This is a genomic window from Variovorax sp. FW301-JW7, assembly GCF_058788795.1.
The window spans coordinates 70,439-90,966 of record NZ_JBYTBC010000012.1; the positions used below are offsets into that span (position 1 = coordinate 70,439).

Here is a 20,528-nt window from a genome sequence, read left to right on the forward strand (position 1 = left end):
GTTCCTGGTGATCGCCTTCATTTCTACGATCCGCTTGCTTCATCAAGACACAAGGAACAAGAAATGAAAAACACACACCCACTTCCCCGGCTCGGCATCGACATCGGCCGCGTGCTGATCGCCCCCGAGGACGCCGATGGCGCGGACACCGCCTTCATCGGCGGTTCGCTCGACGATGCGCTGCGCACGCCGCCCTACGAAGGCATGTTCGATGCGGTCGGGCCGCTGGTAGAAAAGTTCGAAGGCCGCGTCTGGCTGGTTTCGAAATGCGGCCCGAGCGTGCAGGCCAAGAGCCGTGCCTGGCTGCGGCACCACCGTTTCTTCGAACGCACGGGCATTGCGCCGGCCAACCTGCGCTTCTGCCTCCAGCGACCGCAGAAGGCCGATCACTGCCGCGAACTGCACATCACGCATTTCATCGATGACCGCAGCGATGTACTGCGCCACCTGGAAGGCATCGTGCCGCACCGGTATCTGTTCGGCCCGCAGCGCAAGCCGGTGACGGTCGCGGGCCTGGTGCGGCTGCCCGCATGGCGGGACGCAGCCGCGCTGATCGCGTGAAACGGGGGGGCTTCAGCCGTCCAGCTCGGCGTAGCGCCGAAAGATCCCGTCCTCGTTGAACGCAATGCGACGTGGGCTCTGCAGGTAATCGTGCACGCGCTGGCGTCGCCGGATGTTCGCGTGCAGCTTCACGACCGCGGGCGTATTGGCCAGCGCCCGCGCAGCGGCTTTCGGAAAGGCGTACTGCAACCCATCCACCAGCTGGAACAGCGACAGGTCGGCATAGGTCAACACGTCGCCGACCAGGTGCAGGTCGCCCGAGGGGTTGCGCTGCAGCACCTGCTCGAACCAGTTCAGAAACTTCGGGATGCGCGCTTCGCGGAAGGCACGCGCACGCTGCAGGGCCGCGTCGCGCTGGTCTTCGTAGTAGTCGCCGGTCGAGATCGGGTGGTGGGTGTCGTGCGCCTCGGCCACCGCGTCGGCAATGGTGAGTTGCAGCTGGTGCGTCCACAGGCCGTCGGATTCGCCGATGCCGGCCAGTCCGAGCTTGGGACCGAGGTACAGCAGGATCGCGGCGGTCTGGCCGACCACGATGTCGCCGTCGACGAGGAACGGCGGTGCGAACGCGGCGCGCGGGTTGTCGGGATCGCCGAGCCGTCGGCCCAACGCGGACTCACCACCGCCTTGCGAGGCGGGCAACCGCGCGACATCGACGTAGTCGGCGCCCGCGGCCTCGAGTGCGAGCCGCACGAATTCGCCACGGCCCTGGATCGTGGGCCAGTAATGAAGTTGGTATGCCATGCGGCCATGGTGTCAGGGCCGGCGGGGCGCTGCAACCGGTGCCGGCTACAGGGGATGTCTCAGATCAGGCAGCGAAGGCGCGCGGCCGGTTCACCAGAACTTCCACCACGGACGCGGTGGCTGGCGCAGGGCCAGGGGACGGGTGTCCAGGTCGGCGCTCTGGCTCGGCGGCATCGAATCGCCGAAGCGGCGGCGCATCTCGGCCTCCAGGGCATGTGCGATGCCACGGGCCTGTTTCTCGCCGCGCAGCGCGCGCCGACGCCATTCGGCGGCGTGTGCTGCGAGGCTGGTTTCGTCCAGTTCGGAGAGCTCCATCATGCGGGGAATTTTTACATGCGTGCGTCCGGGTGACAGGGTGCAACGGCGTGTCACGGCCCGGTCGCGCGGATCTCCGGATCGGCCTTGTCGCGCAAGGCCGCGCCGGGTCGGGGAAGAAGTGAAAAAACCGGAAGCCCTTGCGGAATTTCCGGTCTTGAAGGTGGTCCCGCCGCCAGGAATCGAACCTGGATCTCAGCCTTCGGAGGGCCGAATTCTATCCGTTGAAATACAGCGAGAGGGGTGCTCCAGAATGCACCGGAGCCACACATTATGGCCTATCAGGCCGCGGCGGTTTCCGCGTCCTGCCCCGCCGGGACACCGCCGGCCGGCGTGCGCGGGAATCCGAGCCCGGCCAGGTAGACACGGAACGTACGCCGGCCGGTCGACACGAGGTCGAAGGCCGTGGGGTCGAGCAGCCAGTTCTGGATCAGCCCGCCCATCAGGGCGTGCATGCCCTGCGCAGCGACCGCGCCCGGCAACGGCAGCCGGATGCGGGCGCGCCGCGCGGCCAGCCGCAGGGCCTTTTCGAAATCGATCACGCAGGCGTTGCGCGCGTCCAGGTGGCGCTGCTGCACCGAGGCCATGTCATGCGTGTACTCGACCTTGTGGGTCGCGATGTCGAACACGCGCCGCACCTGCGGGTCGGCGACCATGAGCGTCAGCGCGTGGATCAGGCCCTCCTCGATCTCGACCAGCGGATCGTCGCTGCCCCCGGGAGCATCGCTCTTGGGCGGCGTCTCCAGCGGCAGGATCACGCGCTCCATCATGGCGTTGAACAGGTCGGCCTTGTCCTTGAAGTGCCAGTAGATGGCGCCGCGGGTCGCGCCGGCCTGCTGCGCGATCTGCTGCAGCGTGGTCTGCGAAACACCTTGCGCCTGAAACAACAGCTCCGCGGCATCGAGCAATCGATTCCGCGTCGCCAGTGCTTCTTCCTTCGTACGACGTGCCACCAAGTCTCCTGATTTGTAAAGCGAACGCCCTTTGCGTATCGTGGGGCCATTGCATGGCTGTCACTATACATCCATGAATGTATGTAAACTAGCGCGCTTCTCGGATGGCCCACCTGCCCGTGCTGGTTTACGGATCTCTCCCGCAAACGCGCCATCTCCCGTCTTCGCATCAAAGGAATCACATGCCTCTTCTGCATGTCTCGCGTCAACCGTCCTTGTCGTTTTCGCCGCGTCTCGCGACCGTGGCCCTCGTCTCCCTCCTGTTCCTGGCCGCCTGCGGCAAGGGCGAGGCCCCGGCCGGACCGGGCGGTGGTGGCGGTGGCGCCCGTCCGGCGCCTGAAGTCGGCGTGGTGACGGTCAAGCCCACCGACGTGGGCCTCGTGACCGAGTTGCCCGGCCGCCTCGAAGCCTCGCGCATCGCCCAGGTGCGCGCCCGCACCCCCGGCATCCTGCTCAAGCGCGAGTTCCGCGAAGGCAGCGACGTGAAGGCCGGCCAGCTGCTGTTCCGCATCGACCCGGCACCGCTGGTGGCCGCCACGCAGAACGCCCAGGCCGCCCTGGCCCGCGCCGAAGCCAACGCCGTGCAGGCCAAGGCACTGGCCGACCGCTACAAGCCGCTGGTCGAAGCCAACGCCGTGAGCAAGCAGGAATATGCAACGGCCGTGGCCTCCGCCAAGACGGCCGAAGCCGACGTGGCCGCCAACCGCGCGCTGCTGCAGACCGCCAAGATCAACCAGGGCTACGCCGACGTCACCTCGCCCATCGCGGGCCGCATCGGCCGCGCGCTGGTCACCGAAGGCGCACTGGTCGGCCAGGGCGACGCCACCGAACTGGCCGTGGTGCAGCAGATCAACCCGCTGTACGTGAACTTCACGCAGTCGGCCTCCGACGTGCTCAAGTTGCGCCGCGCCGTGGCCGCCGGCCAGTACAAGCGTGCCAGCGGCGAAGAAGCCGCGAGCATCCGCGTGGTACTCGAAGACGGTACCGACTACGGACAGGACGGCAAGCTGCTGTTCTCCGACCTCACGGTCGACCCGACCACGGGCCAGGTCACGCTGCGCGCCGAGATCCCGAACCCCAAGGGCGAATTGCTGCCCGGCCTGTACGTGCGCGTGAAGCTCGAGCAGGCCCAGGTGACGAACGCGATCACGGTGCCGCAACAGGCCGTCACGCGCACCCAGCAGGGTGATCACCTCACGGTGGTCAGCGCCGACGGCAAGCTGAGCCAGCGCACCGTGAAGATCAGCGCCGCCAAGGACAACCAGTGGGTGGTGCTCGACGGCCTGAAGGCCGGCGAACAGGTGATGGTCGACGGCTTCCAGCGCCTGCAGATGATGCCGCCCGGCACGCCCGTGAAGGCAGTGCCGTGGCAGAAGCCGGCGCCGAACGGCGCGGCTGCACCCGCGGCTGCTGCACCCGCGGCACCGGCAGCGTCTGCTGCCGCAGCGGCACCCGCCGCCAGCCCGGCTTCGGCCCCGGCTGACAAGAAGTAATCAGGAGCGCCTCGCATGGCCAAATTCTTTATCGACCGACCGATCTTCGCGTGGGTGATCGCACTGTTCATCATCGTGGTGGGCGGCGTCGCCATCACGCAGTTGCCGATCTCGCAGTACCCGCCGGTGGCCCCACCGGCCATCGTGATCAACGTCGCCTACCCCGGTGCCTCCGCGCAAACGCTCGAGGACAGCGTGCTGTCCGTGATCGAGCGCGAGATGAACGGCTCGCCCGGCCTGATCTACATGGAATCGGTGGCCCAGGCCGACGGCACCGGCGCCATCACCATCAGCTTCGAGGCCGGCACCAACGAAGACCTCGCGCAGGTGGACGTGCAGAACCGGCTCTCGCGCGCCACGCCGCGGCTGCCTTCGGCCGTGACGCAGCAGGGCGTGCGCGTCGACAAGTCGCGCAACAACTTCCTGCTGTTCGCGATGCTGTCCTCGGACAACCCCGACTTCGACCCGGTGGCGCTCGGTGACTATGCCGCGCGCAACATCGTGCCGGAACTGCAGCGGATCGATGGCGTGGGCCAGGCCCAGCTGTTCGGCTCCGAGAACGCGATGCGCATCTGGATCGACCCGGCGAAGCTGCAAGGCTTCAACCTGTCGTCCAACGACGTGAATACCGCGATCCGCGCGCAGAACGCGCAGGTGGCTTCGGGCACGCTCGGCGACCTGCCGAACATCCCGGGCCAGGCGATCTCCGCCACCGTGACGGTGAACGGCCAGCTCAACAGCGTCGAGCAGTTCCAGAACATCGTGCTGCGCGCCAACACCGACGGCTCGACCGTGCGCCTCAAAGACGTGGCGCGCGTCGAACTCGGCGGCCAGAACTACGCCACCTCCGCGCGCCTGAACGGCGTGCCGGCGGTCGGTATCGGCGTGCAGCCCACGCCCACCGGCAACGCGCTGAAGTCGGCCAAGGCCGTGCGCGCCAAGATGGCCGAGCTGGAGCGCTACTTCCCCAAGGGCGTGAAGTGGGACATTCCGTACGACAGCTCGCGCTTCGTGCAGATCTCGATCTCCGAAGTGGTGAAGACGCTGTTCGAGGCCATCGCGCTGGTGTTCCTGGTGATGTTCCTGTTCCTGCAGAACTGGCGCTACACGATCATCCCGACGATCGTGGTGCCGATCGCGCTGCTGGGCACCTTCGCCACGCTGCTCGCATTGGGCTTCTCGATCAACGTGCTCACCATGTTCGGCATGGTGCTGGTGATCGGTATCGTGGTGGACGACGCCATCGTGGTGGTGGAGAACGTCGAGCGCATCATGAGCGAAGAGGGGCTGTCGCCGCTCGACGCCACGCGCAAGGCGATGCAGCAGATCTCGGGCGCCATCATCGGCGTGACCGTGGTGCTGATCTCGGTGTTCGTGCCGCTGGCCTTCTTCGCGGGCTCGACCGGCAACATCTACCGCCAGTTCTCGGCGGTGATGGTGGCCTCGATCGGCTTCTCGGCCTTCATGGCGCTGTCGCTCACGCCGGCGCTGTGCGCCACGCTGCTCAAGCCGGTGGAAGCCGGTCACCACCATGAGAAGCGCGGCTTCTTCGGCTGGTTCAACCGCGGCTTCTCGCGCACGGCCAAGGGCTACGAAGGCGTGGTCGCGCGCATCCTGCGCCGCGCCGCACGCTACCTCGTGATCTACGCTGCGATCATCGGCGCCGTCGCGTACTTCTACTCGCACCTGCCGAGCTCGTTCCTGCCCGAGGAAGACCAGGGCAACATCATCGTGAACGTGCAACTGCCCCCGGGCGCGACGCAAGAGCGTTCGCTGTCGGTGATGCAGCAGGTCGAAGGCTTCATCCTGAAGCAGCCTGAAGTGCAGAGCATCGTGAGCGTGATGGGCTTCAGCTTCTCCGGCCAAGGGCAGAACGCAGGCCTCGCCTTCGTGACGCTGAAGGACTGGGAAGAACGCAAGGACCCGGCCCACTCGGCCAGCGCGCTGGCCGGCCGTGCCTTCGGTGCACTGTCGGGCATCCGCGACGCCTTCATCTACCCGCTGAGCCCACCGCCGATTCCCGAGCTGGGCAACGCCAGCGGCTTCAGCTTCCGCTTGCAAGACCGTTCGGGCGCAGGTCACGAGGCGCTGATCAACGCGCGCAACCAGCTGCTGGGCATGGCCTCGCAGAGCAAGATCCTCGCGCAGGTGCGCCCTGACGGCCTGGAAGACGCGCCGCAGCTGGAGATCGACATCGACCGCGACAAGGCCAACGCCCTGGGCGTGAGCTTCGATGCGATCAACAGTGCGCTGTCGACCTCGCTGGGTTCGAGCTACATCAACGACTTCCCGAACCGCGGCCGCCTGCAGCGCGTGGTGGTGCAGGCCGATGCGCCGGCACGGATGCAGCCGGACGACCTGCTGCGCCTGAACGCCGTGAACACCAAGGGCCAGCCGGTGCCGCTGTCGGCTTTCGCGACCACCAAGTGGGTCTCGGGCGCCACGCAGACCGTGCGCTACAACGGCTACCCCGCCATCCGCATCAGCGGTGACGCGGCGCCGGGCCAGAGCACGGGCGCGGCCATGGCCGAGATGGAAAAGCTCGCCGGCCAGCTGCCGCAAGGCTTCGGCTTCGAGTGGACCGGACAGTCGCGGGAAGAAAAGCTCGCCGGCTCGCAGGCCATGATCCTGTACGGCTTCGCGATCCTGGCGGTGTTCCTCTGCCTGGCCGCGCTGTACGAGAGCTGGTCGATCCCGCTGTCGGTGATCCTGGTGGTGCCGCTGGGCGTGCTGGGTGTGCTGGTGGCGACGATGCTGCGCGCCTACTCCAACGACGTGTACTTCCAGGTGGGCCTGATCACGATCATCGGCTTGTCCGCGAAGAACGCGATTCTGATCATCGAGTTCGCGAAAGACCTGCAGGCGCAGGGCCGCGGCGTGGTCGAGGCCGCGCTCGAGGCCGCGCACCTGCGGTTCCGTCCCATCATCATGACCTCGCTGGCCTTCGGCCTGGGCGTGCTGCCGCTGGTCCTGGCCTCGGGCGCTGGCTCGGCGAGCCAGCGTGCCATCGGCACCGGCGTGCTCGGCGGCATGGTGACCGGCACGATCCTGGCCGTGATCTTCGTTCCAGTGTTCTTCGTGGTGGTGCGCACGCTGTTCAAGGGCAGCGCGCGCCAGCACGAGGCCGACAAGCGGCATGCAGCCGCGGCCGGCATCACGGGAGACCAAACACATGACTAAGAAACCTCTGATTCCTACCGTGCTGGCAGCCGCGATGCTGCTGGCGGGCTGCTCGCTGATCCCGACCTACGAGCGCCCCGCGGCGCCGGTGCCGACCACCTTCCCGGGTGACCCGGCGCAGCCGTCGGGCCCCGCCGCAGCCGCCCTGCCATGGCAGGACTTCTTCACCGACCCGCGGCTGGCGGGCCTGATCCAGACGGCGCTGGCGAACAACCGCGACCTGCGCGTGTCGGTGCTCAACATCGAGCAGGCGCGTGCGCAGTTCCAGATCGAACGCTCGGCGCTGTTCCCGGCGCTCGGCCTCACGGGCACGGGTTCGCGCTCGAGCCCCAACGCCTACCAGGCGATCGATCCGACGCAGGGCAGCGTGGCCTCGCAGTACGCGGTCAACTTCGGTTTCACCGCGTGGGAGCTCGACTTCTTCGGCCGCATCCGCGCGCTGAAGGACCAGGCGCTGTCGCAGTACCTGGCCACCGAAGAGTCGCGCAAGGCCGCGCAGATCAGCCTGATCGCGGCCGTGGCCAGCGGCTGGCTCACGCTGCTGGCCGACGACGAGCTGCTCGAGATCACGCGCCAGACGATGGTCACGCGCGACGAGTCGGTGCGCCTGACCAAGCTGCGCTTCGACAACGGCGTGTCGTCCGAGATCGACTTCCAGGCCGCGAACTCGCAGGCCGAGACCGCACGCGCCGCCTATGCGCAGCAGCAGCGCGCCCGCCTGCAGGACGAGAACGCACTCGCCCTGCTGCTCGGCGCGCCGGTGCCGGCCGAAGCCACCGCCGGTGGCGCCAAGGGACTCGCGGGCATCCGACCGATGCCCGACGTGCCGGCCGGCCTGCCCTCCGACCTGTTGTCCGAGCGGCCCGACATCCGTGCGGCCGAGCAGCAGCTGATCGCAGCCAACGCCAACATCGGCGCTGCGCGCGCGAACTTCTTCCCGCGCGTGTCGCTCACGAGCTCGATCGGCACCGCGAGCAGCGAGTTCTCGGGCCTGTTCGACCGCGGCACCAAGGCCTGGAGCTTCGCGCCCACGGTCACGCTGCCGATCTTCGACGCGGGCCGCAACATCGCGGGGCTCAACTCGGCCAAGGCCGGGCGCGAGATCGCGGTGGCGCAGTACGAGAAGTCGGTGCAGACCGCCTTCCGCGAAGTGGCCGACGCGCTCGCGGGCCGCGCCACCCTGGGCGAGCAGGCGCGCGCGCAGACCGCGCAGGCCGACGCCGAGGCGGTGCGCTACAAGCTCTCCGACCTGCGCTATCGCAACGGCATCGCCAGTGCGCTCGACCTGCTCGACGCACAGCGTTCGCTGTTCACGGCGCAGCAATCGGCCGTGGCCACGCGCCTGCTGCAATTGCAGAACCAGGTCACGCTGTACAAGACGCTGGGTGGCGGCTGGACCACACGCAACAACGGTTGAGACACCTGCGCGTCCAATATGGAGAGGTCAATTGCCCGCGCGGGCAAAGGGCCTCTCTATAATCGCCGGTTGGTTAGAAAAAGCCCCCGACGAGCCCCCCGTTATTGAGGACGCCATGAGCGCAGACCCGCACAACCAGGCCACAGAAGAAGCCCATACCGGCCCGATCAAGAACCCGAAGCAACTGCTGCTCGCGGTATTTTTCTCTTTCATCATTCCGATCCTGATCATCGTGGGCCTCGTGTCCTATGTGGTCTCGGGCACCAAGCCCGCCGGTACCGCGGAGGGCGACAACATGGCGCTCTACGGCGTGACCAAGGAATCGCGCGACCGTGAAGTGGCCGAGCGCCTCAAGAAGGTCGGCTCCATCGAGATCCGTGACGCCAACCGGCCGCTGGCCCTCGGCGAAGCCGTGTTCAAGGCGCAGTGCGTGGCCTGCCACGGCGCCCCCGGCATCCCCGGCGCCCCGCACCTGAACGACGCCGCAGCCTGGGGCCCACGCATCGGCCAGGGCTACGCGACGCTGCTCGAGCACGCGCTCAAGGGCAAGGGCGCCATGCCCGCCCAGGGCGGCGGCGACTTCGAAGACATCGAAATCGGCCGTGCCGTGGTGTACCTGGCCAACGCCGGCGGCGCCAAGTTCCCGGTGCCGGACCGTCCGGCAGCGGCTGCCGCGCCGGCCGAAGGTGCTTCGGCTGCCGCCAGTGCACCTGCTGCTGAAGCAGCCAGCGCGCCCGCCAAGTAAGCAATTTATTGATCGACGGCGCCTCGCGCGCCCACAAAAACCGGCTTCGAGGCCGGTTTTTTTATGCCCGGATGGCCCGGATTGCTATCTTTTCAATAGCTATGCAGCCGCAGTGACATGGCGTTCTGCCGGACTCAGCACATGGCCGAAGCGCCCCGGCAGGTCGGCCGCGTGCACCGGCTCCGGCGTCCAGATGCCTTGCTCGATCGCTTCGGCGGCGATGCCCACGTCCTGCGTGTGCACCAGCCCGAGCCCTGCCGGCGCAACCAGATAAAGCCGGCCCTGCTCATCGAGCAGGCAGCCGGTCACCTCGGCCGGCGCGCCCGTGTGGGCCGTGACCGTGAACGCGTTCGCGCCCTGCTGCGCCACGCGCCACACCAGCGGCGCCGCCTCCAGCTCGACGTACACACGCTGCGGCCCGTTCTGGAAGAACCACTGGCCGTCGGCGTCGTGCTCGTAGTTGCGGTGAATGAAGTCGATCAGCTTGTCGTGCCGGAGCATCGAACCCTTGGCGCTGCGAAACGGGCCCTGCGCCTGCGTGCGGTCGTCGCGCATGTACCAGTTGCCGCGCGCGTCCAGGCCGAGCCAGCCGTAGCAGTGCGGCACGTTCGGCCACTTGGCCAATGCCTGTTTGACGATGTCATCCATGGGCCGTATTTTGCGCCTGCGTCGACGAGAGATGGTGGGCCAGCCACCCTCCCACGCGCTCGGGCATTCCGCCCACATGCCCCGGCGGCAGGCCGAGCGGAAAGCCCACGTGGCCACCACCCGCGGGCTGCCACAGCGTGACGTGCGACCCGACCTCGCTGGGCCCGGGCAGGCTGCGGGCCGGAATGAAGGGGTCGTTGCGGGCGTTCACCACCAGCGCGGGCACGCGGATCGCGCCCAGCAGCGGCTTGGACGAGCCGCGCGCCCAGTAGTCGTCGGTGTTGCGAAAGCCGTGCAGCGGTGCCGTGAACACGTCGTCGAAGTCGTACAGATCGCGCGCCGCCATCAGCCGGTCGCGATCGAACAGGCCCGGGAACTGCGCCAGCTTGGCCAGCGCCTTGGGCTTCATGGTCGCGAGGAACATGCGCGTGTAGACCAGCCGGTTGAAGCCGTGCCCGATCGCCTCGCCGCCCGCTGCGAGGTCGAGCGGCGCGCACACCGATGCCACCGCATCGACCGAGGCGCGCGCAGTGTCGCCCGCCTCGCAGGCCCAGCGCAGCAGCGCATTGCCGCCCAGCGAAACGCCAGCCGCCAACACCGGCCCGCCGCCGCCCTGCACCACGTGCTGCGCGTGCATGCGCCGCAGGATCCAGTCGATCTCCTCGTGGTCGCCCGAGTGGTAGGCGCGCGGCGCGAGGTTCAGCTCGCCGCTGCAGCCGCGAAAGTGGGGCACCGCGAAGGCCATGCCGCGCGCGGCGGCAAAGGCCGCGAAGGCCTCGGCGTAGTGGCTGCGCGACGAGCCCTCGAGCCCGTGGAACAGCACCAGCAGCGGGCGCGGGCCGGGCTGCGGCGCATCGGCGAAGTCGACATCGATGAAGTCGCCGTCCGGCGCGGTCCAACGTTCGCGGCGGTACACCGGCGCCGCCCCGTCGAAGCGGCGCGCCCACAGCGCGGCCCAGATGGTCTGCAGGTTGCCGCCGGGCAGCCAGCGCGGGGCGTCGTAGCCCATCGCGCCGTATGCAACAGGCGACGCGGAATCCGGTGAGAAAGAGGAAGAAGGAAAGGGAGAGGCCATCGCTCGGGGGCAGGACTCAGTGAAGGACCTGCGGCGTATCGTTCGCATCGTCCGGCTCGCGCGCGCTGCCCGGGCTCGCGTGGTGCGCCACCAGGCGCCAGCCCTGCGCGGTCTTGTGATAGACGTTGGTCGCCAACACGAAGGCATGGCGCGGCCCCTCGGCCGTGAGCACCTCGATGCGCTCCAGCACGTTGTGCACGGCGCTCGCGAGCGACTCGATCTTGCGCACGCGCGCCGGCGTCGCATGGATCGCACCGTTGCCGAACATCTGCTCGAAGGCCGCGCGGATCGCCACCGCGCCCACCAGCCGCGGGCCGCCCGGGTGGACGCAGAACACCTCGTCCTCGTCGGCCCAGCAGGCCATCAGCGCATCGACATCGCCGCGTTGCAGCGCTTCGTAGAAGGCGGCCTCGACATCGTCGGCGGTGCCGCCGATGGCCGCGGCGGCGCGGAAAGGGGTCTTGGGCATGGCGGTGAAGGGCGAGAGCGAAGGGGGTACGGCAGATTTTGCCCTGCCCGCGTCACGGCCATGTGGCAGCAGATGACTGGGCCGCGGGGGCTTCGGTAACGGACGCGGGAATCAGCCACGCGCGCGCCGCCGCCTCGGTGGCGCCCTGCGCGGCCTGCCACACCATCTCGGGCGCGGCCACGTGCACGCCCGGCGGCGCCACGCGCAGCGCGAGGTCGACCAGCTCGGCCATCTTGGGCGCGCGCACCGGCTGCTCGTTGGCCGGCACCATGAACCGCATGATCGACAGCATCCAGGCCGCCAGCCGCTCGCCCATGTTGGCCAGGCGCACGGCGGTGGGCTTGCGCGCCGAGCGCAGCAGGATCACGCGCTCGAAGCCGCAGGCGACCACGGCCTGCTCGTCCAGGCTGGCCAGCCCGCGCTTGAGTGCCTCGGGCAGCCGGCCGCGGTCGTGCGGCTGCACGATGGCCAGCGTGCGCACGCCGCTGGCGCGCAGCCAGCGCGCCAGCTCGGGCAGGTCGGCGGGCTCGGGGTGCCACAGCGCGCGTTCGCGGCCGTGGTACAGGCGCGGCGGGTCGAAGGCGACCACCGCGACATCGGCCGCGACCGGCGGCCACTGCGCGATCGGTGGCGCCGGGCACAGAACACTTTCGACGCCGGGCAGCCCGTCGTGCATGGGCTCGCGCGCCAGCACGCGCGTGCGCTGGAAGCGGTGGCGGCCCGCGAGCCGGTGCAGCAACTCCTGGCCCAACGCGCCGGTCGCACCCGCGATCAGCAGGGTGCCGGTGGGCGGCGCGGCAGCGATGGGCACCGCGCGGTTCGCGGCTTGCAGGGCGTGGAGGGGATCGAGGGCCATGACCCCATCTATGCTAACTTCGGCCTCCTTCTGCGGAGGTAATGCAAATGATGATGAAGCGCTGGTTCCTGATTCTCGCGGCCGTCCTGTCCCTCAGCGGATGCGGCTACAACCAGTTCCAGTCCCTCGACGAGGCCAGCAAGTCGGCCTGGAGCGAGGTCCTCAACCAGTACCAGCGGCGTGCCGACCTCGTGCCGAACATCGTCGCCACCGTGAAGGGCGAGGCCAGCTTCGAGCAGGACACGCTCACCAAGGTGATCGAGGCACGCGCCAAGGCCACCTCGATCCAGGTGACGCCCGAGACGCTCAACAACCCCGAAGCCTTCAACAAATTCCAGCAGGCGCAGGGCGAGCTGTCGTCGGCGCTGTCGCGGCTGATGGTGGTGTCGGAGCGCTACCCCGAGCTCAAGGCCAACCAGGCCTTCCGCGACCTGCGCGTGACGCTCGAGGGCACCGAGAACCGCATCACCGTGGCGCGCAACCGCTACATCGAGAGCGTGCAGGAGTACAACGTGCTCGCGCGCAGCTTCCCGACCAACCTCACGGCCATGGTCTTCAGCTACAAGCCGAAGGCGAATTTCTCGGTGCAGAACGAAGCCCAGATCTCGACGCCGCCGACGGTCGATTTCAGCGCCCCGAAGAAGTAAGAAGCGGCGCCGATGGCCGCTGCCCTGATCCGCCGCGCACTGGCTGCGATCTTCATCGCAGCCCTCGCCTGGACCGGCCTGCCCGCGCTGGCGCAAGGCCTGCTGCCGATCCCCGCGCTCACCGCGCGCGTGATCGACCAGACCGGCACGCTCGACGCCGCGCAGCGCTCGGGCCTCGAAACCAAGCTCGCGGCCTTCGAGCAGCGCAAGGGCTCGCAGATCGTGGTGCTGATGGTGCCGACCACGGCGCCCGAAGACATCGCGAGCTACGCGCAGCGCGTGGGTGACGCCTGGAAGATCGGCCGCAAGGGCGTGGGCGACGGCCTCCTGGTCATCGTTGCCAAGGACGATCGCAAGATGCGCATCGCCACGGCCAAGACGCTCGAAGGCGCGGTGCCCGACCTCGCGGCGGTGCGCATCATCGACGAGGAGATGAAGCCGCGCTTTCGCAACAACGACTTCGCGGGCGGCCTGAACGCGGCGGTGGACCGGCTCATCGGCCTGGTCGACGGCGAGCCGCTGCCGGAGCCTTCGCGCAACAACCAGAGCGGCAGCAGCAACGACGGCTTCGACTGGGAGAACCTCGCGATCTTCCTGTTCGTCGGTGTCTTCGTCGGCGCGCCGATCGCGCGCGCCATCCTGGGCAAGACGCTGGGCTCGGTCGCCATGGGCGGCGGCATCGGCGTGGTCGCGTTCTTCCTCACGACCAGCACCGTGATCGCGGTGATCGCCGGAATGATCGCGCTCATGGTCTCGCTGTTCTCGGGTCTCGCCGGCTTCGGTCCCGGCCGCGGCGGCCGAGGAGGCGGCGGCGGTGGCGGCTGGAGCAGCGGTGGGGGAGGCGGTGGCTGGGGCGGAGGCGGCGGGGGGGGCGGCGGCGGTTTCAGCTCCGGCGGCGGTGGCAATTTCGGCGGCGGCGGCGCCTCGGGAGACTGGTGAACGACATGGCAACTGCAGACCCCACGCTCCTCTCGAAGCTGGGCCGCATCTGGCGGCATCGCTGGACCGACGAAGCCGCGGTGCGCCGCGTGCTGCCGGCCGATGCACTGGAGCGCCTGGCCGGCCGCGTGGCCGCGAGCGAGCGGCGCCACAGCGGCGAGGTCCGCATCTGCGTGGAAGCCGGCCTGCCGATGTCCTACCTGTGGCGCCACGCGTCGCCTCGCGAACGCGCCGTCATGCTGTTCGGCAAGCTGCGCGTGTGGGACACCGCGCACAACAACGGCGTGCTGATCTACCTGCTGCTGGCCGAGCACGCCATCGAGATCGTGGCCGACCGCGGCATCGACGCGCATGTGGACAGCGCCGAATGGGCCGCGATGACGCAGCGCATGGGCACGGCCTTCCGCGAAGGCCGCTTCGAGGACGGCATCACGCTGGCGCTGGAAGAGGTGTCGGCGCTGCTGATGACCCACTTCCCGCTGGCCGAGAACCAGCCCGACACCAACGAGCTGCCCGACGCGCCCGTGGTGCTCTGAGGCCCGGCGCCCTCGGCGCCTGCGCCTTGCAATCCGCGCACCCGGCCCCTATTTTTCGGAGATGACCGAATCCGAATCGCTGCACATCGTCTGCCCGCACTGCCACACGACCAACCGCGTGCGCACGGCGCAACTGGGCAGCGCGCCCGACTGCGGCAGCTGCCACCGCCCGCTGTTCACCGGCCACTCCACCGCACTGCCCGACGTGGCCACCTTCGACCGCCACATCGCGCGCAACGAGATCCCGGTGCTGGTCGATTTCTGGGCGCCCTGGTGCGGCCCGTGCCGCCAGATGGCACCGGCCTACGAACAGGCGGCGGCCCAGCTCGAACCGCAGGTGCGGCTGGCCAAGGTCGACACCGAGGCGGTGCAGGCGCTGGGCGCGCGCTTCAACATCCGCAGCATTCCGACGCTGGCCCTGTTCAAGGGCGGGCGAGAGGTCGCGCGGCAGGCCGGCGCGATGGGCGCGGCCGACATCGTGCGCTGGGTCAAGGCGAACGGCGCGGGCTGACCCGCAACCGGCCGCGCTCACTTGCGCGGCGGCATCTTCGCCATCGCGTCGAGCATGTTCATCTTCATGCCGTTGCCCATGACCATGTCGCCCGGCTTCTGGCCCGGCTTGCAGGGGCCGACCCACTTGGCGTCGATCACGCTCGTGCCTTCGGTGCGGCCCATCAGCGGCGGGCTGTAGGTCGACTTGCTTTCGACGCGGTAGGCGCTGCTGAAGTCGCCGGTCATCACGGCGCGCGAGGTCGCGGTGGTGGGGCCGATCTTGCAGACCGAGTCGATGACCAGCTTCACGCCTTCGAGGCGCAGGTCCTGCTTGGAACACATGTCCTTGCCCATGCCCTGCCCCATCTCGCGCATTGCCTTGTCGGTGGCCGCGTCGATGCATTGCTGGATCGTCTGGCCCGGCGTCGTGGCCGGGGCCGCGCCGCCCTCGCCGGTCTGGATTTCCCACAGGCCCGCCTTGCGTGCCGGGTAGTCGATGGCGAAGGCGGGGCCGGCCAGGAGGCAAGCAGCAGCGGCGATGGAGAGCAGGCGAAAGGTCATGGCGGGCTCGGTGAACAGCGATGCCGCTTTGTACCGTCGGTGCCCGCGCGGCGGAATACCGCGATCGGTCTACGCCGCGACCGGCGCCAGCGCCGCCGATGGGCGCTCGCGCAACGCGAAGCCCATCGCCAGACCCAGCCCGAGGCCACCCAGCACGTCGATCAGCACGTGCTGGCGCACGGCCATCGTCGAGTACACGATGGCCACGGCCCAGACGAGGTTGAGCAGCCGCAGCCAGCCCGGCGCGCCGGCTTCGCGCAACTGCCGCGCCAGCACGATGCAGGCGAAGACCGAGAACGACACATGCAATGAAGGAAAGGCGTTGCCCGCCGCATCGAAGGTCTTGAGGAAGTGCAGCGACGAGCCCGGCGCCGCATCGATCGCGAAGTTCGGGATCGCCGTCGGCATCCACCAGAACACGGCCAGCGCGATCGCCGTCATCACGGCGCAGCCGATGGCGATGGTGTTCAGCTCACGCCGGTCCTTGGCCAGCAGCACCGGCAGCGCGATGTAGGCCCACAGCGTGAGGTACACCGGCAACATCGCCGGCCAGAACGCGATCAGCCGGTCGATGGCCGTGAGCGGCAGCACCCACGCCGGCCCGGCGTGGCGCATGACCCAGAAGTACAGCGGGAAGAAGCCCAGCGTGGCGACGGTGTTGCCGGCCAGCTTGAGCAGCCACAGCGTGGTGCAGCGCCGCCACAGAGCTGCGGGCCAACGGTGGGGGCCCGCAGCGACGGGTTCGGAGGAGGCGAGGGTCATGGATGGCAGAGGCGTGCGCCCGTGTGCATCCACTGTATTCGCTTCAGCGCACCTCCGACGTGACCACCGTGGCCGGGCATGCGCCCGAAGCAGCACCGCTCGGCACAGACATCAGGGTCTCTCTCAGGGTGAGCAACACCCGGCGCGAGCACTGCTCCGACACCAGCGCCGCACGCTCCACCTTCTCCGTCTTGCCTTCGAAGTAGCGGAAGGTTCTCTGAGGAGTCGCGCCACCTGGCATCGTCTTCGCGGCCATGGACACGGCAAGCTCCACGGACTCTCGCATCAGCGCCCCCGCCATCTGGCGCAGCGGTGCACCGTTGTCGCGACGCCAGTACCCGAGGATGTCGGGCTCGTCGAGCGGCGACGACACGACGCGGATCACGCTCTCGTACGCGGGCGCGCCCTGAGTACCCGCACGCCGCACGCTCACGGCGTTGTCGAGCACGAGTGCGGCCTGATCCTGCGTGAGCGCGAACACGGGCGCGCTCTGCACAGACCACGTCTCGCCCGTCGAATCGGCGGGCGCCTGCACGCTCGATGCCAGCTCGGCGTGCGTGTAAGCCGAGAGCATCGGGCGGTAAGGCAGCAGGACGCGATCGGCCTCTTCCTGGAGCTTGGTCTTCTGCGCGTTCTTGGCGGATTCGTTCATCAGGCCGTGCACGATGATCGCGGCCAGCAGGCCCGCGGCATTCGGCGCGGGGTACACCATGGGCGCGCTGCCCACGCCGGCACTGTCGAAATTCTCCAGCCCCCTGAAGGCCACGGGATCGCTGGTGGGCAACTGGATCGCCCATCGCGGCGACGTGGCCACGGCCGATGGCGGCGCAAGAGGCGCCGGCGGTGCTGCCGGCTCTTCCTGCGCACAGACGCTGGAAACCCCCAGGACGGCGCTTGCGATGGCAGCCCGCCACACGGCGATCGGCGCCCGGGCGTTCGGTGACACGCGCACAGGCCTACTGCCCGTCGGGTGCGGTGGCGGCAGACGCGCCCGCGGCACGAAGCGCGGCGCTGCCGAGCGGCTTGAGCACGCTGTCGCGGCTGGCCTCCACGACCTGGAAGTAGGCATTGGTCAGGCCCGGGAACTTGGGCGGCTCGTCCCATTTCTCACCTGCACTGCGGCTGATGTCGATCGGCAGGTACCAGAGGTAGGTGTTGGACTTCAGGTCGACCAGGTAGGCGGCGCCGGTGACGACGGCCTTGGGGTCGCTGGTGGGCACATAGGACGAATACGTCCGCACGTAGCCGACCAGAGGCATGTCGATGACCAACAGCTTGTCGATGGCATGCTTGGTGCGCAGCGAGGCGAAGTCCTTGCGCGACGCTGTGGGCACCTCGGTGCGGATGTCGGGCAGCGACTTGAGATCGATGGGTTCCTTGATGACGACGACCTCGACGTTCTTCTTGCGCAGCGCAGTCGCCGCATCCTCTTTGAGTGCCCCCAGGTCGTCGTGCGCCAGGGTCTCGGAGTGCTTGGTCAGCGAGGCGTTGGATGCGCTGGCAAACGCGTAGCAAAGCAGGCAGCCTGCGCCGGGGAAGTAGGTGTCGACCTTGGGCAGCGCCGACATCGCGACGCCGACCCGGGCACCTTTCGAACTCAGCGCCTCCGATTCCAGAGGCACCGGCTGTTGCGGCTTGATCGCGCACCCGCTCAGAAAAATGCCAAGCACCGCGGTGGCGGCCATCAGATTCCATCTCATCTTCTTCTCCTCGTTTGTTATGGACGGCAGAACTGACGGGATTAAACCTGCGCCCGCGGAAGCGCCGCCACGCCTTTAAGAAGGCGCGGCTCAAATTGTGACATTTTGTGAACTAGTTGCGAAACTTTCGATGCCGTGCCGTCACCACGACGTCCACTTCAGCTCGCTTCCAGCCGACGCCACCGTGCGCTCGATGAAGCGCACGCCGCGCGCCCCGTCTTCCACGCGCGGATAGTCGGCCGCCAGCGGATCGGCCACCTGCCCCGCGAGCCGTGCGCGGATGTCCGCCGCCACGCCCGCATAGACGTTCGCGAACGCCTCGATGAAGCCTTCGGGATGGCCGGCCGGCAGGCGGCTCGCGCGCCGCGCCGACTCGCACAGCCAGGGCGCGCCGCGCGTGAGCAGGCGCCGAGGCCCGTCGTGCGGCAGGTGCACGAGCTGGCTCGGCTGCTCCTGGCGCCATTCGAGCGTGCCCAGCGTGCCGGAGACGCGCAGGCGCAGGTCGTTCTCCAGCCCGGTGTTGATCTGCGAGGCCACCAGCACGCCGCGCGCGCCGCCCTGGAAGCGCAGCAGCAGGCTGCCGTCGTCGTCGAGCAGGCGGCCCGGCACCAGCGCGCCGAGGTCGGCGCACAGGCTCTCGATGTCGAGGCCGGTGACGGTGGCCACGAGGTTCTCGGCATGCGAGCCGATGTCGCCGATGGCGCCCGCCGCGCCGCTGCGCGCGGGGTCGGTGCGCCAGTCAGCCTGCTTGTTGCCGCCCGCGGCTTCCACGTGGCTGGCGAGCCAGCCCTGGTTGTATTCGACGACGACCTTGCGGACCTCGCCGATCTGGCCTGTGCGCACCATCTCGCGCGCCTGCCGCACCATCGGGTAGCCGGTGTAGTTGTAGGTCACGCCGAACACCGTGCCCTGCTTGGCCACGGTGGCGACCAGCGCATCGGCCTGGTCGCGCGTGTGCACCAGCGGCTTGTCGCACACCACATGGAAGCCCGCCTCGGCGAAGGCCTGCGCCACTGGGTAGTGCACGTGGTTGGGCGTGACGATCGAGACGAAGTCGATGCGCTCGTCGGCCGGGCGCTTCAGCTCGTCGGCCAGCAGCGCCTGCCAGTCGCCGTGGTTGCGGTCGTCGGCCAGGCCGAGGTCGCGGCCCGAGGCGCGCGCCTTGTCCGGGCTCGACGACAGCGCGCCGGCGACCAGCGCGATCTGGCCGTCGAGCGCCATGGCCTTGCGGTGCACGGCGCCGATGAAGGCGTCGCGACCGCCGCCGACCATGGCGCAGCGCAGCGTGCGAAGAGGGGTATCGCTCATCAATCTCCTCGGTATTCCTGACTTGGTCACTGTCCCCTCTCCCTCTGGGAGAGGGCTAGGGTGAGGGCATCGGCCTTTGCACGCGCACAACCTGTGCCGGTGCTGCTGCCCTCACCCCAACCCTCTCCCCGAGGGGAGAGGGAGCAAGGCGAACCGCCTCAGAACGGCGAGTTCGGGTGGTAGAAGTCCTTGGCGTTTTCCTTGGTGATCAGCACCGACGGAATGATCGTGGTCGCCGGCAGCTTCTCGCCCTTCAGGCGCGCCTCGGCCGTGAGCTTGATCGCGTCGTAGATGAACTTGGGCGAGTAGCTCACGTCGGCCGTGATGCGTTTGTCCTTGCCGTCCATGATGGTCTTGACCATGTCCTTGGCGCCTGCGCCGCCGAACACGATCTTGATGTCGTCACGCTTGGCCTGCGCGATGGCCTTGAGCACGCCCACGGCCATGTCGTCGTCGGCCGCCCAGATGGCGTCGATCTGCTTGAAGCGCGTCAGGTAGTCCTGCGTGACCTTGAAGGCGTCGTCGCGGTTCCAGTTGGCGTACTTGGCGTCGAGCAGCTTGATGTCTGGGCTGCCCTTGAGCACCGCGTTGAAGGCGTCCATGCGCTCGTTGTCGAGCGTGGTCGCGATGCCGCGCAGCGCCACCACATTGCCCTTGCCGCCGAGCTGCTTGACGATGTACTCGGCCGGGATCTTGCCGAAGGCCGTGTTGTCGCCCGCCACGTACGCATCTTGTGCGCTGGTGTCGGTGAGGCCGCGGTCGACCACGGTGACGTACGCGCCCTTGGCCTTGACCTGCGCGACCGGCTTGGTCAGTGCGGCCGATTCGAAGGGGAACACGACGAGCGCGTTGATCTTGGTGACCGTCGACAGGTCCTGCAGCTGGTTGGCCTGCTCGGGCGCGTTGGCGGCGGTCTTGATCGTGATCTTCAGGTCCTTGTGCTCTTTCTCGAGGTCCTTCTTCGCCTGGTTGGCCCAGTAGTTGATGCCGCCCATGAAGCTGTGCGTGGCCGCGGGAATCGACACGCCGAGGTTGACCTTGTCCGCGGCAAGCGCGGGCAGGCTGGCGGCGAACGCTGCGGTGGCAACCGCCGTGAGCGCGAGGCGTCGGGTGAAAGTCGTCATGCTGGA

Annotated in this window: 22 protein-coding genes and 1 tRNA gene; 9 read left to right on the top strand and 14 right to left on the bottom strand. The window is 68.6% G+C overall.

All coding sequences use genetic code 11. The features are described from left to right. Positions 1–63 precede the first annotated feature (63 nt). Positions 64–561, top strand: a complete 498-nt coding sequence (locus AC3WQM_RS26715) for a hypothetical protein (RefSeq protein WP_492682995.1) — start codon at positions 64–66, stop codon at positions 559–561. Positions 562–573: 12 nt separating this feature from the next. Here the strand turns inward: AC3WQM_RS26715 and AC3WQM_RS26720 are convergent, their stop codons facing one another. The 4 genes from AC3WQM_RS26720 to AC3WQM_RS26735 all read right to left on the bottom strand — a co-directional run bounded on the left by AC3WQM_RS26720 (position 574) and on the right by AC3WQM_RS26735 (position 2,573). Beyond that, entirely contained in the window at positions 574–1,302 is a 729-nt protein-coding gene (locus AC3WQM_RS26720) for a glutathione S-transferase (protein ID WP_492682997.1), read from the bottom strand. Positions 1,303–1,392: 90 nt separating this feature from the next. Next, a complete protein-coding gene (locus tag AC3WQM_RS26725) occupies positions 1,393–1,620 on the bottom strand; it encodes a hypothetical protein (RefSeq protein ID WP_307588173.1) in 228 nt (75 codons plus the stop codon). 161 nt (positions 1,621–1,781) lie between these two features. Further along, a tRNA-Arg gene (locus AC3WQM_RS26730) sits at positions 1,782–1,856 on the bottom strand. Positions 1,857–1,898: 42 nt separating this feature from the next. Then, positions 1,899–2,573: a TetR family transcriptional regulator gene (locus tag AC3WQM_RS26735; RefSeq protein WP_492682999.1), complete on the bottom strand. Its 675-nt coding sequence runs from the start codon at positions 2,571–2,573 to the stop codon at positions 1,899–1,901. A gap of 179 nt (positions 2,574–2,752) precedes the next feature. On the opposite strand from AC3WQM_RS26735, the gene AC3WQM_RS26740 reads away from it, so the two are divergent. The 4 genes from AC3WQM_RS26740 (at position 2,753) to AC3WQM_RS26755 (ending at position 9,405) form a co-directional block, all read left to right on the top strand. After that, entirely contained in the window at positions 2,753–4,063 is a 1,311-nt protein-coding gene (locus tag AC3WQM_RS26740) for an efflux RND transporter periplasmic adaptor subunit (RefSeq protein WP_492683001.1), read from the top strand. A gap of 15 nt (positions 4,064–4,078) precedes the next feature. Continuing rightward, positions 4,079–7,243, top strand: a complete 3,165-nt coding sequence (locus tag AC3WQM_RS26745) for an efflux RND transporter permease subunit (protein WP_489062073.1) — start codon at positions 4,079–4,081, stop codon at positions 7,241–7,243. After that, the gene (locus AC3WQM_RS26750) at positions 7,236–8,660 is read left to right on the top strand and encodes an efflux transporter outer membrane subunit (protein WP_492683003.1); all 1,425 of its coding nucleotides are present in this window, start codon (positions 7,236–7,238) and stop codon (positions 8,658–8,660) included. The genes AC3WQM_RS26745 and AC3WQM_RS26750 overlap by 8 nt, the downstream gene beginning before the upstream one ends. 115 nt (positions 8,661–8,775) lie before the next feature. Further along, entirely contained in the window at positions 8,776–9,405 is a 630-nt protein-coding gene (locus AC3WQM_RS26755; RefSeq protein ID WP_492683005.1) for a c-type cytochrome, read from the top strand. A gap of 99 nt (positions 9,406–9,504) precedes the next feature. On the opposite strand, the gene AC3WQM_RS26760 is transcribed toward AC3WQM_RS26755, so the two are convergent. The 4 genes from AC3WQM_RS26760 to AC3WQM_RS26775 form a co-directional block, all read right to left on the bottom strand. After that, positions 9,505–10,053, bottom strand: coding sequence for a DUF2946 family protein (locus AC3WQM_RS26760; protein WP_492683007.1), 549 nt, complete (start codon positions 10,051–10,053; stop codon positions 9,505–9,507). After that, a complete protein-coding gene (locus AC3WQM_RS26765; protein ID WP_492683009.1) occupies positions 10,046–11,062 on the bottom strand; it encodes a YheT family hydrolase in 1,017 nt (338 codons plus the stop codon). The genes AC3WQM_RS26760 and AC3WQM_RS26765 overlap by 8 nt, the downstream gene beginning before the upstream one ends. Positions 11,063–11,144: 82 nt before the next feature. Then, the gene (locus tag AC3WQM_RS26770) at positions 11,145–11,597 is read right to left on the bottom strand and encodes a YybH family protein (protein WP_099793396.1); all 453 of its coding nucleotides are present in this window, start codon (positions 11,595–11,597) and stop codon (positions 11,145–11,147) included. Positions 11,598–11,649: 52 nt separating this feature from the next. Then, on the bottom strand, positions 11,650–12,453 hold the full coding sequence (locus AC3WQM_RS26775) for a hypothetical protein (protein WP_492683011.1): 804 nt from the start codon (positions 12,451–12,453) through the stop codon (positions 11,650–11,652). A 47-nt stretch (positions 12,454–12,500) separates the two neighbouring features. Between AC3WQM_RS26775 and AC3WQM_RS26780 the strand changes: the two genes are divergently transcribed. From AC3WQM_RS26780 to trxC, 4 genes are all read left to right on the top strand, one after another. Then, positions 12,501–13,100: a LemA family protein gene (locus tag AC3WQM_RS26780; RefSeq protein ID WP_180288586.1), complete on the top strand. Its 600-nt coding sequence runs from the start codon at positions 12,501–12,503 to the stop codon at positions 13,098–13,100. A 12-nt stretch (positions 13,101–13,112) separates the two neighbouring features. Beyond that, positions 13,113–14,039: a TPM domain-containing protein gene (locus AC3WQM_RS26785; RefSeq protein ID WP_492683013.1), complete on the top strand. Its 927-nt coding sequence runs from the start codon at positions 13,113–13,115 to the stop codon at positions 14,037–14,039. 5 nt (positions 14,040–14,044) lie between these two features. Next, positions 14,045–14,575, top strand: coding sequence for a TPM domain-containing protein (locus AC3WQM_RS26790; protein WP_492683015.1), 531 nt, complete (start codon positions 14,045–14,047; stop codon positions 14,573–14,575). Positions 14,576–14,636: 61 nt separating this feature from the next. Beyond that, on the top strand, positions 14,637–15,086 hold the full coding sequence (trxC, locus tag AC3WQM_RS26795; RefSeq protein ID WP_070063801.1) for a thioredoxin TrxC: 450 nt from the start codon (positions 14,637–14,639) through the stop codon (positions 15,084–15,086). A gap of 17 nt (positions 15,087–15,103) precedes the next feature. On the opposite strand, the gene AC3WQM_RS26800 is transcribed toward trxC, so the two are convergent. The 6 genes from AC3WQM_RS26800 to AC3WQM_RS26825 all read right to left on the bottom strand — a co-directional run bounded on the left by AC3WQM_RS26800 (position 15,104) and on the right by AC3WQM_RS26825 (position 20,522). Continuing rightward, positions 15,104–15,628, bottom strand: coding sequence for a DUF3617 domain-containing protein (locus AC3WQM_RS26800; RefSeq protein ID WP_492683017.1), 525 nt, complete (start codon positions 15,626–15,628; stop codon positions 15,104–15,106). A gap of 69 nt (positions 15,629–15,697) precedes the next feature. Beyond that, entirely contained in the window at positions 15,698–16,390 is a 693-nt protein-coding gene (locus AC3WQM_RS26805; protein WP_492683019.1) for a phosphatase PAP2 family protein, read from the bottom strand. Positions 16,391–16,433: 43 nt separating this feature from the next. Next, positions 16,434–17,336 carry a hypothetical protein gene (locus AC3WQM_RS26810; protein ID WP_492683021.1) on the bottom strand — a complete coding sequence of 301 codons (903 nt, stop codon included), beginning with the start codon at positions 17,334–17,336 and terminating at the stop codon, positions 16,434–16,436. Positions 17,337–17,346: 10 nt separating this feature from the next. Continuing rightward, a complete protein-coding gene (locus AC3WQM_RS26815; protein WP_492683023.1) occupies positions 17,347–18,090 on the bottom strand; it encodes a hypothetical protein in 744 nt (247 codons plus the stop codon). A gap of 141 nt (positions 18,091–18,231) precedes the next feature. Further along, positions 18,232–19,398: a Gfo/Idh/MocA family protein gene (locus AC3WQM_RS26820; protein ID WP_492683025.1), complete on the bottom strand. Its 1,167-nt coding sequence runs from the start codon at positions 19,396–19,398 to the stop codon at positions 18,232–18,234. Positions 19,399–19,556: 158 nt separating this feature from the next. After that, positions 19,557–20,522: a substrate-binding domain-containing protein gene (locus AC3WQM_RS26825; protein ID WP_492683027.1), complete on the bottom strand. Its 966-nt coding sequence runs from the start codon at positions 20,520–20,522 to the stop codon at positions 19,557–19,559. Positions 20,523–20,528: the final 6 nt, after the last annotated feature.